At 51.6% G+C, this 15,984-nt stretch carries 15 protein-coding genes; 11 read left to right on the forward strand and 4 right to left on the reverse strand.

All coding sequences use genetic code 11. The annotated features are described in order from the left end of the window. Window positions 1–151: 151 nt before the first annotated feature. The 4 genes from liaF to OYT88_RS12915 all read left to right on the forward strand — a co-directional run bounded on the left by liaF (window position 152) and on the right by OYT88_RS12915 (window position 3,688). A complete protein-coding gene (gene liaF, locus OYT88_RS12900) occupies window positions 152–946 on the forward strand; it encodes a cell wall-active antibiotics response protein LiaF (protein ID WP_274400568.1) in 795 nt (264 codons plus the stop codon). 5 nt (window positions 947–951) lie between these two features. Then, window positions 952–1,995, forward strand: coding sequence for a sensor histidine kinase (locus OYT88_RS12905; RefSeq protein ID WP_274400569.1), 1,044 nt, complete (start codon window positions 952–954; stop codon window positions 1,993–1,995). Next, complete coding sequence (locus OYT88_RS12910) at window positions 1,988–2,626, forward strand: response regulator (RefSeq protein ID WP_274400570.1); 639 nt, start codon at window positions 1,988–1,990, stop codon at window positions 2,624–2,626. The genes OYT88_RS12905 and OYT88_RS12910 overlap by 8 nt, the downstream gene beginning before the upstream one ends. Window positions 2,627–2,983: 357 nt before the next feature. Further along, window positions 2,984–3,688, forward strand: coding sequence for a TerC family protein (locus OYT88_RS12915; protein ID WP_274400572.1), 705 nt, complete (start codon window positions 2,984–2,986; stop codon window positions 3,686–3,688). A gap of 136 nt (window positions 3,689–3,824) precedes the next feature. Here OYT88_RS12915 and OYT88_RS12920 read toward each other — a convergent pair whose 3' ends face one another. Next, window positions 3,825–4,712: a LysR family transcriptional regulator gene (locus OYT88_RS12920; RefSeq protein WP_274400574.1), complete on the reverse strand. Its 888-nt coding sequence runs from the start codon at window positions 4,710–4,712 to the stop codon at window positions 3,825–3,827. A gap of 255 nt (window positions 4,713–4,967) precedes the next feature. Between OYT88_RS12920 and OYT88_RS12925 the strand changes: the two genes are divergently transcribed. Beyond that, complete coding sequence (locus OYT88_RS12925) at window positions 4,968–6,185, forward strand: multidrug efflux MFS transporter (protein ID WP_274400577.1); 1,218 nt, start codon at window positions 4,968–4,970, stop codon at window positions 6,183–6,185. A 39-nt stretch (window positions 6,186–6,224) separates the two neighbouring features. Here the strand turns inward: OYT88_RS12925 and OYT88_RS12930 are convergent, their stop codons facing one another. The 3 genes from OYT88_RS12930 to OYT88_RS20945 all read right to left on the reverse strand — a co-directional run bounded on the left by OYT88_RS12930 (window position 6,225) and on the right by OYT88_RS20945 (window position 8,161). Then, window positions 6,225–7,130, reverse strand: coding sequence for a YitT family protein (locus tag OYT88_RS12930; RefSeq protein ID WP_274400579.1), 906 nt, complete (start codon window positions 7,128–7,130; stop codon window positions 6,225–6,227). A gap of 241 nt (window positions 7,131–7,371) precedes the next feature. Continuing rightward, window positions 7,372–7,572: a hypothetical protein gene (locus OYT88_RS12935; RefSeq protein ID WP_274400580.1), complete on the reverse strand. Its 201-nt coding sequence runs from the start codon at window positions 7,570–7,572 to the stop codon at window positions 7,372–7,374. Between the two features lie 340 nt (window positions 7,573–7,912). Further along, window positions 7,913–8,161 (reverse strand): aldo/keto reductase, encoded by a 249-nt coding sequence (locus tag OYT88_RS20945; protein WP_274400581.1) that lies wholly within the window; start codon window positions 8,159–8,161, stop codon window positions 7,913–7,915. A gap of 307 nt (window positions 8,162–8,468) precedes the next feature. On the opposite strand from OYT88_RS20945, the gene OYT88_RS12945 reads away from it, so the two are divergent. From OYT88_RS12945 to OYT88_RS12970, 6 genes are all read left to right on the forward strand, one after another. Then, complete coding sequence (locus OYT88_RS12945) at window positions 8,469–9,035, forward strand: GDSL-type esterase/lipase family protein (RefSeq protein ID WP_274400582.1); 567 nt, start codon at window positions 8,469–8,471, stop codon at window positions 9,033–9,035. Window positions 9,036–10,161: 1,126 nt separating this feature from the next. Then, the gene (glpA, locus tag OYT88_RS12950; protein ID WP_274400583.1) at window positions 10,162–11,781 is read left to right on the forward strand and encodes an anaerobic glycerol-3-phosphate dehydrogenase subunit GlpA; all 1,620 of its coding nucleotides are present in this window, start codon (window positions 10,162–10,164) and stop codon (window positions 11,779–11,781) included. Further along, entirely contained in the window at window positions 11,774–12,922 is a 1,149-nt protein-coding gene (locus tag OYT88_RS12955; protein WP_274400585.1) for an FAD-binding protein, read from the forward strand. Before glpA ends, OYT88_RS12955 begins: the two co-directional genes overlap by 8 nt. Beyond that, the gene (locus OYT88_RS12960) at window positions 12,915–14,132 is read left to right on the forward strand and encodes an anaerobic glycerol-3-phosphate dehydrogenase subunit C (RefSeq protein ID WP_274400586.1); all 1,218 of its coding nucleotides are present in this window, start codon (window positions 12,915–12,917) and stop codon (window positions 14,130–14,132) included. The genes OYT88_RS12955 and OYT88_RS12960 overlap by 8 nt, the downstream gene beginning before the upstream one ends. A 197-nt stretch (window positions 14,133–14,329) precedes the next feature. Then, window positions 14,330–14,881: a glycerol-3-phosphate responsive antiterminator gene (locus OYT88_RS12965; RefSeq protein WP_274400588.1), complete on the forward strand. Its 552-nt coding sequence runs from the start codon at window positions 14,330–14,332 to the stop codon at window positions 14,879–14,881. Between the two features lie 245 nt (window positions 14,882–15,126). Beyond that, a complete protein-coding gene (locus OYT88_RS12970) occupies window positions 15,127–15,960 on the forward strand; it encodes an MIP/aquaporin family protein (RefSeq protein WP_274400589.1) in 834 nt (277 codons plus the stop codon). Window positions 15,961–15,984 lie beyond the last annotated feature (24 nt).

The raw sequence follows: 15,984 nt of genomic DNA on the forward strand, positions 1-15,984 counted from the left end.
GACCCGCTGCATTATGGAAAAGAGAGGGCGAATCTCATTGCTGCTAATCCGTCTCAAGGCGGAGGGAAAAAACGCTTTCAGTCTGTGGAAATATGCAATGGCTCTTTATATAGTAGGAATAGAGGTTTCCTAACTGAAAGGATTGAGCTGAATGCCGTTTGGTAAAATTTTAATCGCCTTAATGGTGATACTGCTCGGGTGTTACTGGCTTCTCAGCAGTCTGAATCTTATTTCCCCGGGAATAATGGCGATGCCCGTCGAAATTTTGCCCTATCTATTCATTCTATTAGGCATGCTGCTGATCATTGTGCCGCTGGTGCACCGAAAAAGGCCGGGCTTTTTCTGGGGACTGTTCTTTCTGATATACGGCGGCCTGATTCTGGCAGGCAATTGGGGACTGCTGGTTTTTACCTGGCGGGATTTTTGGAAACTGTGGCCGTATCTGGTCGTCTATTTTGGACTGATGATGCTGTTCGGAGAACCGTTGACGACCGCGCACAGGAAACATAGGAACAGAATACACAGAATGCGCAACTTTATGGATGACGGTGAGGAAAATCGATTCTGGGATGATCGGCCGGACAGGACATTCCATTTTATCCGTGATGCGTCGTATAAGGAAGAAAATTGGAAGGCCCGGCCGGTCCATGAGCGGGTAAGAATCGCGAACTACAATTTCGATTTTACAAAAGCCTTTATTCCTGAAGAAACCATTCCGGTCACGATATCGGGCTGGGTCGGGGACATCAAGATCATTGTTCCCGAGGACGTTCCCTTTCGGGTCAGTGTCAGAGCGACCGTCGGCGATGTCAGAATTGACGGCGATGAACAGAGCGGCAGCCTGAGAAATATCGATTATCAAACGGTCCATTACGATCAGGCGGTCCGCAGGATTGATTTTAAATTTGATTTTCAAGTGATCGATTTGACGATCAGTCAGGTGTGAAGCCAATGTCCAACTATCGAATCCGGGTCGCTAAAATTCAGATCGCGTCGAGCTTTTTCTCCTCCGTGCTGCTTTTTGGCATGCTGCAGCTGTTTTTTTTCTATATTTCCGACCCTCACGGGCTGCTGATCAGTGCCTTGGCATTTTTCCTGAGCTTTCTGATCAATCTGTTTATCGGGACACTGCTCGTTACAAAGGATTATCGCCTGATCAAGAATCGGATCGAGAACATCGATCTGTTTGTCAGAACGCTCTCGTCCGGAAAATTATCCGCCCGGATAAAAACGGAGAGCGAAGGAACAATTTCGCAGGTCGAACAATCGCTGAACGAACTAGCGGATAAGATTGATACACAGGTGAAATTTCTGCAAAAACTGATCAATGAAAATGTCGAGATCAATGCAAAGGTCAGGAATGCGGCGGTGATCGAGGAGAGGCAGAGGATCGCGAGAGATTTGCACGACGCGGTAAGCCAGCAGCTGTTTGCCCTGTCCATGTTTGCGTCGGCGGCGAAAAAATCGGTTTTCACCAATCCGGACAAGGCTGCCGAAAATATAGCGGATGTATCGGATATAGCCGGCAAAGCACAGGGGGAGATGCGCGCCTTGCTGCTTCATCTGCGTCCGGTCCGTTTGCGCGGCGAGTCGCTTGATAAGGGGCTTGAGCGTCTGATCGCCGAGCTTGACGGCAAGACGCCGATTCACTTCGAAGCTTCGGTCGATCCGATTGCCGGCTTATCGAAAGGGATCGAAAATCATCTGTTCCTGCTCAGCCAGGAGGCCCTTTCCAATGCGCTGAGACATTCGGAGGCGACAAAAGTCAGGCTGACGCTTTATGCGAAGGAGCAATCCGTTGTCTTGAACATATTTGATAATGGCCGCGGCTTTAATCCGGCAAAAGAAAAGATTGCGTCCTACGGACTGAAAACGATGCGCGAGCGGACAGAGGAAATCGGCGGACACTTTATACTGACGACGCAGGAAGGGGAAGGAACTTCCATTCATATCCGTGTCCCGATACAAGAAGAAAGGGTTGGCCAAGATGGATAAAATCCGGGTAATGGTTGTCGATGATCATGATATGGTAAGAAAAGGGCTGAAAGCCTTTCTGTCGACGGAAAACGACATCGAAGTGGTCGGTGAGGCATCCGACGGGAAGGAAGCGGTTCTGTTTGATCAAAAAATCGCACCCGAAATCATTCTGATGGATCTGATCATGGAAAACGGCGATGGCATTACAGCGACGAAGACTATTCTGGCGAGGGATCCGGGACGAAAAATTATTATTCTGACAAGTTTCTATGATGATGCGCAAGTATTTCCGGCTATCGAAGCGGGAGCAATCAGCTATCTCTTAAAAACGGCATCTGCGGAAGAAATTATACAGGCCATCCGCAAGGCCCACGCGGGCGGGACGGTCATTGACGGAAAAGTGGCGCGGAAGCTCGTCGCGGGTCTGCATAAAGAGCCGCAGCCGTTCGAACAGCTGACAGAAAGGGAGCGCGAGGTCCTGCGGCTGATTGCGTCCGGAAAGAGCAATGCCGAAATCAGCATGCTGTTATTTATCGGAATCAAGACAGTCAAGACGCATGTCAGCAGCATCTTCGGAAAACTAGGCGTTTCAGACCGCACGCAGGCGGCTATCTATGCTTATCGGAATCATCTTTTTCCGGATGAATAGGATGAAAATTTTCATTGACAGAACGGAACAATTATTATAAGATAATCTTAACAAATGAATCATCTCTCTATAAAAGGGGAGTAGCCTGCAAAGAAGCGCCGTCATTACGGGAGTATCCCCGGCCTTCTTTGGCAGCAGTCATGCTGCTGGCGAGACCTTTGCCTCGATCGGATGAAATGGGCAAAGGTTTTTAAATACAGACAGCCTTTCCATCAGACGGTGGAGCGGCTGTCTTTTTATTGAGAAAACAGCCCGTTGCCGTATGGGGCCGATTGACCGGCGCTTTCTTAAGAGAGACCGGTCATCCGTTGTTTCATTTGAATGGTTCAGATAACATGACAGGAGGACTGTTTGTTTATGGAGTTTTTGACACCGGAATTCTGGTATTCTCTTGCTATCATCGTCGGCATCGATTTGTTTCTTGCCGGAGACAATGCGATTGTGATCGCGATGGCTGCCCGCCGGCTCCCCGACCGCCAGCGTTCGCGCGCCATTCTTTACGGGACGGCAGGGGCGGTTGTGCTGCGTGCACTCTGTACTTTGATCGTCGTCTATCTGCTGATGATTCCCGGCCTTCATTTTGTCGGAGGCCTGCTGCTGATCTGGATTGCCTATCGCCTTCTTCGCCCGGAAAGTGACAAGGGAAAGAAGAAAAAGGTCAAGGCGGAAACCAGTATCTGGGCGGCCGTCCGCACAATTATCGTTGCCGACGCGCTGATGGGCCTGGATAACGTGCTGGCCGTGGCAGGAGCCGCACAGAGCGACCCGCTTCTTGTTATTTTCGGCCTGCTGATCAGCGTCCCGCTTCTTATGGGCGGCAGCGCGATCATCCTGGCGCTGATCAATCGGTTCCAGTGGCTTGTTTTTCTGGGCGCGGCCATCCTTGCTCTGACCGCGGGACGGATGCTGTTTGCCGAGCCGGTCTTCATTAATCTGCTCGGCAGCCTGGAGGCCTGGGTGAAGTGGCCCGTCATCATTGTCATTATTGCAGCCGTTCTGTATTCGGGATGGAGAAGCCAGAAAAAAAAGGCGCAGGTCGAAAGGCGGAATCGGGCTGTCTAAGTTTATACAAATAAAAAAGTATAAAAAGATGAGCGGAATGCAGTATTAGAAAAACGAAGGCTCGCCGGCGGTCTGGCCCGGCCTGCCGATTTTTTCTTTTTAGGCGGACGCTGCAGCCGCGTACGGCATTGCCTGATTATGAATGATTCAGGGCCGCAAAATAGTGGATAACGAATTGCCGGAACTGCGCGGCAATCGGCGAATGATAACGGTCCTCGTTCCAGACGAGGCTGATGGTGCGGAAACAGTGCGGCTGACTGATTCTTAGCGGGACAATCGACGAATCCCTGATCGTCCGCAGGGTCAGCGAGGAAAAAAAAGCCACGCCCAGCCCTTCCCTGACGAGACCGCGGATTGAAAGTGAATCATCGACTTCAAAAGCGATGTCCGGCTGAAACCCGGCCATCCGGCAATAAGCATCTGTTGTTTCACGGAATGCTCCTCCTGACTTCAGAATGAAGGGTTCATGAGCGATTTCTCTGAGGCTGACGCTTTCTTCCGAAGCCAGAGGATGTGATTTCGGCACGGCAAGATAGATCTCGTCGTTCATCAGTTCCCGCCAGCTGAACCGGCTTTCTCTTTCACGATAATAAGGTGTGATGCAGATATCGATGTCTCCGTTTTCCAGCTGCCTGTTAACGGTGTCGCGGGAAATCTGTTTGACCCGGAAACGGACATAAGGATGCTTTTTACGGAAACTGCTGAGCAGATCGGGAACAATCGGCGTTCTCATAACGGCGAGAGCAATGCGGTCATTTTTCACCTGCGCGAGGTCGGACACTTCCCGTTTGCCTTCCTGCAGAATGGACAGGGCCGTTTCCACCTTTTTTAAAAATAATTTGCCATAACTATTCAGTTTGATGCGGCGCCCTTTCCGATCGAAAAGCGGAACGCCGATTTCGTTCTCAAGACGTTTAATCGTCTGGCTCAGGGACGGCTGCGCAATGGACAGTTCCTTTGCGGCACGCGTCATGTGTTCGAGGCGGGCGACGGTCTGAAAATATTTAAGCTGGAGCAGCTCCATCATACATCCTTCCTTTTGGCTGGGGTTGAAACCGGTTATGAACAGCTATTATATAGCTTACGACCTATGCTTTTATAATAATATATATATTGGTTTAAATGAACAGTTGTGTCTATTATTAAGACTGTGTAAAAAGTGCCCTTCTTACGAACAGGGCGTTATTTCTTTCTGTTTACAATTTAAAAAAGGCTGTGTTCAAAAGCCGACAAAGTCATTTTATAAAGCTTTGGAAAATAGAAGCAAGGTGTTTTTTTCATGTCATTTCCTTTATGGAAAAGAAATCTCTATGTATGCTGGTTCGGCGCATTTGCGACGGCAGCGGGGATGAGCCAGATTGTTCCGTTTCTTCCGCTTTTCATTGAACAACTTGGGGTCCATAATACGTCGGATATCGAAAGATGGGCAGGTCTGATTTTTGGTGCGACATTTCTCGTGTCGGCCATTGTGTCGCCGATCTGGGGATCGCTTGCGGACAAATACGGACGAAAACCGATGCTGATCCGCGCCGGCCTTGGCATGAGCCTGGTCGTGCTGTCCATGGCCTTTGTGCAGAATGTCTATGAACTGTTTGCACTGCGCCTGATTATGGGACTGGTTTCCGGGTTCATTCCCGCCTCCATTATTCTTGTTGCGACTCAGACTCCGAGAAGCCATTCAGGCTGGGCGCTCGGCATGCTTTCGACGGGAGGCATCGGCGGTTCGCTGGTCGGCCCGCTGATCGGCGGCTTCCTCTCGCAATTCATGGGGATGCGCATGGTTTTCATCGACACAAGCATTCTGCTTTTTTGCGCATTTCTCGCCTCGCTGTTTTTTATCAAAGAAAAATTTGTCCGTACAGAGAAAAAAATGCCGTCCTTTCGCGAGGTATGGAAGATCGTTCCCAGCCCCGGCATGTTTGTCGCTATGTTTATCACGACGTTCATGGTTCAATTGGCCAATATGTCGATTGAGCCGATTATCACTGTGTACGTAAAGATCCTCATGCCTTCTTCCCGGAATCTTGAAATGATTTCGGGAATCGTTGTTTCTGCCGCCGGACTGGCGAGCGTAATTTCCGCACCGCTGCTCGGCAAGCTGTCCGACAGGATCGGCCCGCGCCGCGTCCTGCTTAGTGCACTGATTTTTATCGGTTTTATTTTCATTCCCCAGGCTTTTGTCTCCAGCCCGTGGCAGCTGATGGGTCTTCGCTTCCTGATGGGCCTGGCGATTGCCGGCATCCTGCCGTCGATTAATACCATCGTCAAGAAAATGGCTCCGCCAGCTATTACCGGCCAGCTGTTCGGTTATAATCAGTCGGCCCAGTTTCTCGGCACTCTGGGGGGAGCGCTGCTCGGCGGACATATGGCTGCCCAATTCGGGATGAAGTATGTCTTTTTTTCGACAAGCGCGCTCCTCTTTCTTAACGCCGGCTGGGTCGTCGTGTCCGCTCATCTGGCCAAAAAAGGGAAACGGGTCGAAGCCCGGTTCCGGTAGTACGATCTTTTCCGGAACGGGCAGGAAAATGCCTGCCCGTCAGTGAATGCGCCGTTTTTTAAAACGGCCGCCCTTGACGTCATGAATGTCGCTGATGGCGAGAAAGGCGTTTCTATCAAGCGAATCGACGATGCTTCTTACTTTTGCCTCCTCAAGACGGCTGATAACGGTGAAAATGACATTTTTGTCGTCCCCGGTGTAGGCCCCCGATCCGTTCAGATAGGTGACGCCTCGCCCGAGCCGGTCGTTGAGCGCATCGCCGATTTCGGTATGGCGGTCGCTGATAATCCAGACCGCTTTAGAGGACTCGAGGCCGGTCGTCGTCACATCGATCATCTTGAATGCAACGAAGTAGGCAATCAATGAGTACATGGCATAGTTCCAGCCGAAAACAAAACCTGCTGAACCTAGAATGAAAATGTTGAAAAACATGACCGTTTCACCGACGGAAAAGGGAACCTTTTCGTTAAAGAGCACAGCGAGGATTTCTGTGCCGTCGGAGGAACCGCCGTTTCGGAGGATCAGGCCGACCCCTATTCCCATAATCACTCCGCCAAACACAGCGGCGAGCAGCAGATCGTGGGTAAATGTCGGAATCCGGCCGAACAGAGAGGTCAGGACGGCGAGCAGAGTGACACCGCCAATGGATGTAATGGTGAATGTTTTCCCCATTTGCTTGTAGCCGATCACAAAGAAGGGGAGATTGATGACCAGTAAATAAATGCCGATCGGCAGACTTGACAGTTGAGCGAGCATAATCGAGATGCCGACTACTCCGCCGTCAATGATTTTATTGGGAACGAGGAAGGCCTCAAGAGCAATTGCATCAAGCGTGACACCGATGATAATTAATAAAAAACGCAGAATAAGTTGATGAACGGTCAATTTTTTATGCTGCTGCTTTTGCATCAATGCTGTCTGGGCAGCAGTATCTTCTTTTTCCATATTCGGAATCGCACCTTTCGATGATTATGATGGAGTGTAAAGGCAGCCGGCTGTCTGCACAGATGTTCCGGCCGGTTTCTTCGAAGAGGACTGAGTCGGTAAACAGTTTAAAAAACCGGCAAATAATAGCGCTGCCCGGCAGCACCCGCTGCCGGCCAATGAAATCGATGGAATAAATGAGAAAGACGTTCTTTAACCGCGGTGTTGTTCATATTCCCGGCGAGTCGGGGAAGCCATAAGCTCAGAGCTTAATGGCTTTTTTAATATGCCTTTCAAGAATGCTGTCGATAGCGTCCAATGCCTGTTCGTCCCGTTTGAAATCCGCCGCTTCGGCCGCCGCCGTGATTGGCTCGGGATGGCGTGCGCCGCCGAGCGATGCCCTGATCGAAAATTCAGCGGATGGCCGGCACGCGAGCGGATCTGTTATAGCGTTCCTCCGCATAATTTTCCGGATCCTGCACGGCTGCGAGGTAATGCACCAAATGGGTGTGCTCGGAATTTCGGAGCGGCAAGCCGGAGATCGTCCCCTGTGAACGTGCGGTCTCCCGCCATTTTTCCGCTCGGCAGGGCTCTGCACAGATTCCCGTAATAGATAGAGTGCCGTTAATTCGTGTTCCTGACTGTAAGGCAGGATCTTTCTTTCAAATAGACTAAGGGGGCTGAACGGTGTGGATCGGCGCAGCTTTGCGAAATGCCGCATTTGTTCGGCCGTAAAATTGCTGACGCCGCTGGCACGGATTTTACCCTCTTTGTACAGCCCGCCCATTGCTTATACCGTTTCTTCAATAGGAACGGGCGGGGTCCGGCCGGTGAACCTGATAGATATCGATATAATCCGTGTCAGGCCTGGTCAGCGAGTCGTCGATCTCTTTGCAGATCCGTTCCGGCCCAGTCAGGGCAGACCTTTGCGCGATCCCCCCCTGTCGCCGCGCTTTCCGGATTCTTTCAGTGCCCGGCTGCCAACCTTCTCGGCGTGTCCCTGTCCGTAGGTCGGAGCCGTATCGGTTCTTTGTCGTCCGCCCCGCATCCATTCTCCGATTGCCCACCTTCCGGGAGCAACGCGCGGCTACTGCATCGTTCCCGAAATTGTCGTTCTTTCCAAACAGATCGCCTCTGTTTTCTGAAAAATTTTCATTCTCCCTTTATTATTTATTATAAAGGGAGAAAGCAGGCAGAATCAAAAAATTCGTTGCGCACGGCGTTACAGATCGTGCGCAACCGTCCCCTCAATGATTGGAGATCAGCCGGCGAAACGTGTAAAATAACGGATGAAAAGAGCGGCCACGGGGCTTTTCATCAGGCGGTAACGGATGAATCTTGAAATGAGGGAAATAAACTTTGAAAAAAAAATTAATTTGTTTCGGGGACAGCATTACCGCGGGCTGGGACGGCAGCAGGGAACGGCCCGCACTGACAAGAAGGCTGGAAAAAGGACTTAAATGGCTGATCCGCAACGCCGGCGTCCCCGGGGAAACGACGGAGCAGGCGCTGACAAGAATCGACAAAGATGTCCTGAGCCGGAATTATAACCGGGTGACGATCTTATTCGGCGCTAATGATTCTTCTCTTCATAAGGGGATCTCTCTAGAAAAATTTATGGACAATATGACTATCATGGCCAAGAGCTGCGGAAGCGGAAGGACGATTCTGATTACCCCTTCCCCGGTCATTGAAGAAAGGCAGAAGGGAAAAAGAACGAATGGCCGGATCTCAATATACGCCGAAGCGGTTCGGCGCGTTGCTGCGGAAACGGGAAGTGCGCTGGTCGATCTGCAGCGCCGTATGCTGGAAAAAGCGGATTACAGGCCGATGCTGCAGGCCGATGGCTTGCATTTTTCCAGTGCCGGCTATGATTTCCTTTCCGGATTGATTATTCATGAGATCGAAAAGGGTGGAAATGATTAAAAATGCTATTTTTACCTTGCTGAAAATGAAATAATAAAAGAAGAACGGCCCTGGATGCGGCAATAATTCGTAATCTGCGGCTTTGCACGCCCATGGCTGTCCGGTTATGATCAATAGGCAGGAAGCGGCCGGCACTGAATAAGGGAGCTGTCCGCCGGCCGGGAATTTCGAAGCGGGGAACCCAGATACGGCAAATACTTGTAAAAGAACTCACCCTGAACATTTGCCGGCGCGTCATTGTTTTTTGCAGCAGCAATGATCCGCCGATGAACGAGAGATCACGAGGCCTGAAGCAGCGCCTGAAAGCGATGTATGTTTTCCAGCGGCTCGACCGGCCAAACGGTCTTGTCCGGTTCAACAAAAAGAAGTCAGGTACAGTGCCGGAGGGGCGAAGCTCAGAATCACGTGGCCGGCGAGGACCCGGGACCGTGTAGCGCCCGGCATTCAGCGTCCGAAAGATTCTCCTGCAGCCTGTAAATCACTATCTTCTTCCTCATGACGGTTGCCGAAAATGGATATGAATTTCAGACCGGCGCCGTTCCACTCTCCTCTCACTCATACGAAGCAAAAAAGGCGGCAGCCTGATGCCGCTTTTTTTGTGTTAAAAGTACAGAGCCTTTATAGTATAAACGCAGCCTTCTGTCCTGCAGCTGCACCGACTGACGCAACAAAGGCTTCATTCGGATGAAGCCAAGCTTTCTAAGCCGCGGCACAACCGGTGGCTCATTTCATTCCGGCGGCGAATGGGGCCGTTCACCTGCTTCTTTATTTTGTAACCATGTTATTAAACGAAAGTTATGTAAAATTCATCAAAAGTTCAAAACTTGCAGCCGATATTTTATCACCGGCAGAGCCTTTTGATGTATCATAGAAATGGAAAATATAATAAGTGGCTCGGAGATATGGAAAAAGCCTTGAAAACTGCCGAGGGGCGAACCCCAGGCGTGTTTTCTGTGGCTTTTTTTGTGCTTTTTTGTCGGGCCTGAGTCCGGCAGAGCGCCGATCCGCTCTATTTGTGAATCCGCTTACATTTTACCGTATGGATCGGCATCCCGAGAGTTTAATCGACTGATTGGAGGAAGTTGTGCCGGGACCTATGAAAACCGGGGAAAGTGGGGGAGAAGAAATGGAAGAAAGATTGGAAACACAGGTGGCTGTTATCGGAGGAGGAATCACCGGCGCAGGAATCCTCCGTGACCTGGCTTTACGCGGGATCAAGGCCGTTTTAATCGAACAGGGAGATCTCGGTCACGGAACATCGACGCGGAATCACGGGCTGCTGCACTCCGGAGCCCGTTATGCCGTCCGTGATCCGGAAGCAGCGGCGGAAAGTTATCATGAAAATCTGATTCTGAAAAAAACGGTTCCCGGTTCCATCGAAGGGACAGGAGGCCTGTTTGTCAAAGTGCCGGAAGACGATGATGAATATGCGCGCAAGTGGCTGGCATCCTGTAAAAAACTGGGTATACCGGCTGACGAAATCCCGGTCGGGCAGTCACTGCAGGAAGAGCCCTATCTGGACAAAAAGATTCAGGCTGTTTTTCGTGTGCCCGACGGAGCCGTGGACGATTTTACCCTGCTGGTGGATGTGGTTGCCGATGCCGTCCGCCGCGGAGCAAAAGCGCTGACTTATCACAAAGTAACGAACGTGCTGATCGAACAGGGCCGTGCTGCCGGCGTCCGCATCCGCGATCTGCTCAGCGGAACCGAAAAAGAGATCCGTGCCGACGTTGTTGTCAATGCGGCCGGACCCTGGGGGATGGAAATTGCTCAAATGGCCGGAGTGCCGCTAAAGATTATCAATAATAAAGGGATGCTGGTTGTTTTCAGTCACCGTTTTAATAAGCGGGTGATTAACCGCTTGCGCATGCCGGGCGATGGAGATATTTTTGTCCCGGCTCACGATGTAACGATTTTCGGCACGACCGGGATCAACACGGAAGATCCGAACGATTTTTCCCTGAGCAGGCCTGAACTGGAGCGTATGCTGGCCGCCGGGAAGACCATCATTCCCGCGATCAATGAGATGCGCCTGATCCGTGCCTACAGCGGCAGCCGTCCGCTCTATCAGGAATCCGCCGGCCATGATTCCGGCGGCAGAGACGTAACCCGGGGAATGGCTCTGCTCGATCATCGTGAGCGCGACGGACTGGACGGATTTATAACGATTACGGGCGGCAAACTGACGACATTCCGGCTCATGGCAGAGAAGACAGCCGACCTCGTTTGTAAAAAACTGGGTATTCAGGCAAAGTGCACGACGGATACAGAACCGATTCCGGATAGAAGGAGAAAGGACGCGTTCGATCAGGCCGATCTCGCACCGGCGGCAAGACATAAATTGAAAAACTGGGCCGGTGTGCGCGCGGCGAGGATCGAGTCCTCTCTGAAGGATGAGGAGTCGGGCCACATTGTCTGCGAATGCGAGCAGGTTACCTGGGCGGAAATTGAGGCGGCGATGCCTGAAAAGGGCAGCTTCCGCCTCGGCGATATCCGGCGCAGGACCCGTCTCGGGATGGGGCCGTGCCAGGGAACGTTCTGTAATTTCCGGGCCAGTGCTCTCGCCGTTGAAAAAGGGCGGGCCACGGTCGGGGAAGCGGACCGCGCACTTCTTGATGCCGTTGCTGAAAGGCAAAAGGGAATGGGCGTCGTCGCGACGGGGGAAACCGCCCGGCAACTGTGCTTAATGAAGACGATCTACCGGGTTTCTTTAGGCTTCAGAGAGGAGGAACAGCAACATGTATGATGTGGTCGTTATCGGACAAGGGCTCTCGGGTCTGCTGTCTGCCATCTGGGCAAGAGAAGAAGGGCGCCGAACGGCATTGGTGGCGGCCGGCGCCGGCAAAATCATGCAGTCGACCGGAGTGATCGATCTCATTCCGGGATCGGACGGAAAACTGAAAGAGTGGACGGAGCATTACCACGTCGGTCCGCGGCAGCAATTGCAGCTCGCGGAGGCGGTCGGAAAGTTTCAAAAACTGATGAATCGATTGGGTTATCCTTATACGGGCGACATAGAAGATCCTGCACCGATTGTGACCGGATCGGGCCGCGTCAAACGCACGGCTTTGTACCCGCAAACCGTTGTTCCGGTCCCGGACCGGGGATCGGCGATTGTCGTCGGGTTTGACGAACTGGCCGATTTTCAGCCGCTCTTTGTCCGGGAAAATCTGCGAAGAGAACGCCCGCAGCTGTCCGTTGAATCGATCAGGATCCATTTGGGAATGCATTCACAGCGCCTGATGACTCAGCTGGACGCGGCACGGCTTCTCGATCGTAAAGATATTCGTGAAGATTGTATTCGGCAGATTAAAAGACAGATGGCTCAAAAACATATCGGCCGGCCCGATCTTTTCATTTTTCCTGCTTCTCTTGGGGAAAACAGATGGGAAGAAACAATCGGACAGTTTCATATCGAGCTCGGAGCAAGAGTGACGGAAGCGCCCGGCCTGCCGCCGAATGCAACGGCCGTCCGCCTCTACGAACGGCTGAAGCGGGCCGCCGTCCGGTCGGGTGTCCGCTTCTACAGCGATACGACAGTAGTCGGAGCCAGTATCGACGGAGAAGCAATCAAATCTGTGAAGATCAAAACGCCGGGCCGCGTGAGCGAGTTGAGCGGCGAATACTTTATTCTGGCGACCGGCGGCATTCTCGGCGGCGGATTGGAAGTCACTTCGCAGGGAATAAAAGAGTGCGCCTTGCATCTTGAAACGGATGCATCCGGGAAAGCAGTCCGTCCTCCGATCAATCTGCATCCGGCGGGTGCGAGCAGGGGAGAGCGGACGGCAGGCCCGGGAATCGTCGGCGGCGCGTACACCCTATTGTCCAGTTATGAGGCGGTATCCGGACTTCGCCGCTCCGTTGCGGGAGGCGTCGAAAATGTTTGATCTGAATCAATTGGAGACCAGCTATGATAAATGTCTGAAATGCAATGCCTGTGTTGCCAGCTGTCCTGTTTCCGCTGTGACCTTTGATTTCGGCGGCCCGAAGCATATGGGTCCGGAATTAAAAAGGCTGATCGACAATCAGCAGATTATTGACGATAAACGGATCGAATTCTGCACATTATGCGGCAACTGCGATATTTCCTGCCCTGAAAATGTTCATATTTCGACTCTGACGGCCTATGCAAAAGCGATTCATACCAAAAAATCAGGATCCGGTTTTCGTGATTTTGTTTTAAGCAATGCGGAGCTGGTCGGTAAAATGGCTTCCGCCTTTGCCCCTGTTACCAACCTGGCCATGAAGATGAAGCCCATACGCAAAATGATGGACAAAATGATGGACATTCCCGAAGACCGCCGTTTTCCAAGCTATCGATTCAAAAATTTTAAGCGGATATACAAGAATAAAACGGCTGGCAGCAAACGAAAAGTTGCTTATTTTGTCGGCTGTTACGCAACATACAACGCGCCGGAAGTGGCTGAGAGTTTTGTCAAGGTGATGAAGTTCAACGGCATTGAAGTCGTCAGGCCCTGTCAGAAATGCTGCGGCATTCCGATGCTGGCCAACGGCCGTATGAAACAGGCACGGAAAAATGCGGATTATAATATTAAGAGCCTCCTCCCCTACGTACGTCAGGGGTACGATGTCGTTGCGACATGTACGAGCTGCAGCCTTGCGCTCAAAAAGGAATATTTGTCGATCGACGGGACCGATGAAGCGCGAGAACTGGCTGCGCACGTGTACGATGCCGGCGAATATTTGCGGATGCTGAAAGAAAACGGAGAATTGAACATGAATCTGGCGCCGCTGAAAGAAACGGCCGGCTATCATGCGCCCTGCCACATGAAAGATCAGGGGATGGGCAGTCCGGCCATGGATATACTGGAACTCATCCCCGAATACACCGTTCAGGATCTGGGCGCAGGCTGCTGCGGACAATGCGGCACGTTCGGCTTTAAAAAAGAGAAATACGATGTATCGATGAAACTCGGCCGTGCAATGGCTCAATCCGTCGAAGAACTCAATGCGGATTATACTGTGACGGAATGCGGCATGTGTAAAAATCAGCTTGATCAGCTGACGGACAAAGCCGTGAAGCATCCGATGCAGATTCTGGCCGAATCCTATGAACGGGCAAAGCAGGCCGTCTGATCGGGAGCAGGCTGTCTGCCGATCAGACGTTCCGTATAAAAAAAGCAGGAAAAGCCGGGGCTTCCGTATCCGGCTTCCTCATCGAATAATGATGAGGCTTTTTTGATTCAATCATGCCGGAGAAGGCCCGGCCGGCGCTTAAGGAGAATATTTAAGTGTGCTATGATAAGGAACGGCCGAAAGGAGCTGTATGAAGGATGCTATTTGCGGAAAAAAGTGTGATACCGGCAGTCAATAACATGAAAGATTACGAGAAATTGCTTGAAATGCCGATTCGTTCTATTGTTGTTCTCGACAGTTATGTTTCTCAGATTGCTGAGATGGTTCGTATGGCGAAGCGGCACCGAAAACATCTGTTCCTGCACGCCGATCTGATTCAGGGATTGAAGAACGATCTCTATGCCGCGGAATTTATCTGTCAGGATGTGCGCCCGGCCGGGATTATTTCGACGCGAAGCGCGATGCTTGACGTCGCGAAGAAACGGGGCCTCGTCACGGTCCTTAGAATCTTCCTGCTGGACTCGCGATCGATTGAAACAAGTTATCGCCAGCTCGATCAGATGCGGCCGGATATGGTCGAAGTGCTTCCGGGGCTGATTCCTTCTATGATCGGCGAGGTTCGCCGCCGAACGGGCATCCCCGTGATCGCCGGCGGATTGATCCGTACAAGAGAGGAAGTAGAAAACGCATTTAACGCGGGAGCGGTCGCTGTCTCGACATCGAACAAAGAGCTGTGGGATTTCATGTAAAAAGGCAGAGGTTCAATGGAATCATTTTAGGAAGCTGAAAAAAAAATAAATAATTTCCGCTCTCATTATTGACAGCGTTTTCACCAGGGATTATCATTAGTTACGAAAAGTTAATTCATAATCTCTGGATGTTGAGATCGGGTTACTCCACTTCAGTTTATTCATGCGTTTCTTGGAATGCATGCATCTTTCTGGAGTGTTTTTTTATGCCTGATTTCATCGGAGGATGAAAGGGAGGGGCATTTATGTCCGGTTTTTTGGGCGAATTAATCGGCACTATGATCATGATTATTCTTGGAGACGGTGTGTGCGCCGGCGTGAATCTGAAGAAATCCTATGCGAATCGATCCGGCTGGATTGTCATCGCGTTGGGCTGGGGACTCGCGGTTGCAATCGGCGCATACGCAGTGGGCCGTTTCAGCGGCGCGCACCTCAACCCCGCATTGACGCTCGGGCTTGCATCTGTGGGCGCTTTTCCATGGAGCAAGGTGCCGGCTTATCTGGCCGGTCAGCTGATCGGAGCATTCCTCGGCGGCTGCGTCGTTTATCTCCACTATCTCCCGCACTGGCGTGAGACGGACAGCCCGTCCGTAAAGCTCGGCGTTTTCTGCACGGGCCCGGCGATTCCGCATAAGTGGTCGAATCTGCTCAGCGAAGTGATCGGAACATTTGTACTTGTCGTTGGCATTATGTCGATCGGAGCGAATAAATTCGCCTTCGGTCTGAATCCGCTGATTGTCGGTTTTCTAATTGTCGTCATCGGGCTGTCGCTGGGCGGGACGACAGGCTATGCAATTAATCCGGCCCGTGATTTTGCCCCGCGGCTGGCTCATGCCGTGCTGCCGATTCCGGGGAAAGGCGGATCGAATTGGGGATACGCATGGATCCCCGTATTCGGGCCGATCATCGGCGGTGTTTTCGGGGCTCTGTTCTATCAGACATTTTTTACCGGCACAACGACACCTGCTTTTTGGATATTTGCTGTGATTGTCGCCGTTATTGTTGTTTCAGCCGTTGTCAGTGAACGAAAGCGGCTGATTGAAACCGTTTCAGCGCAGGAATCCGCTGCGGGTCAATAATCATCAAGATGAGAGGAGAATGAG

This window comes from Sporolactobacillus sp. CQH2019, from assembly GCF_028765345.1.
Classification (GTDB): Bacteria; Bacillota; Bacilli; order Bacillales; family Sporolactobacillaceae; genus Sporolactobacillus.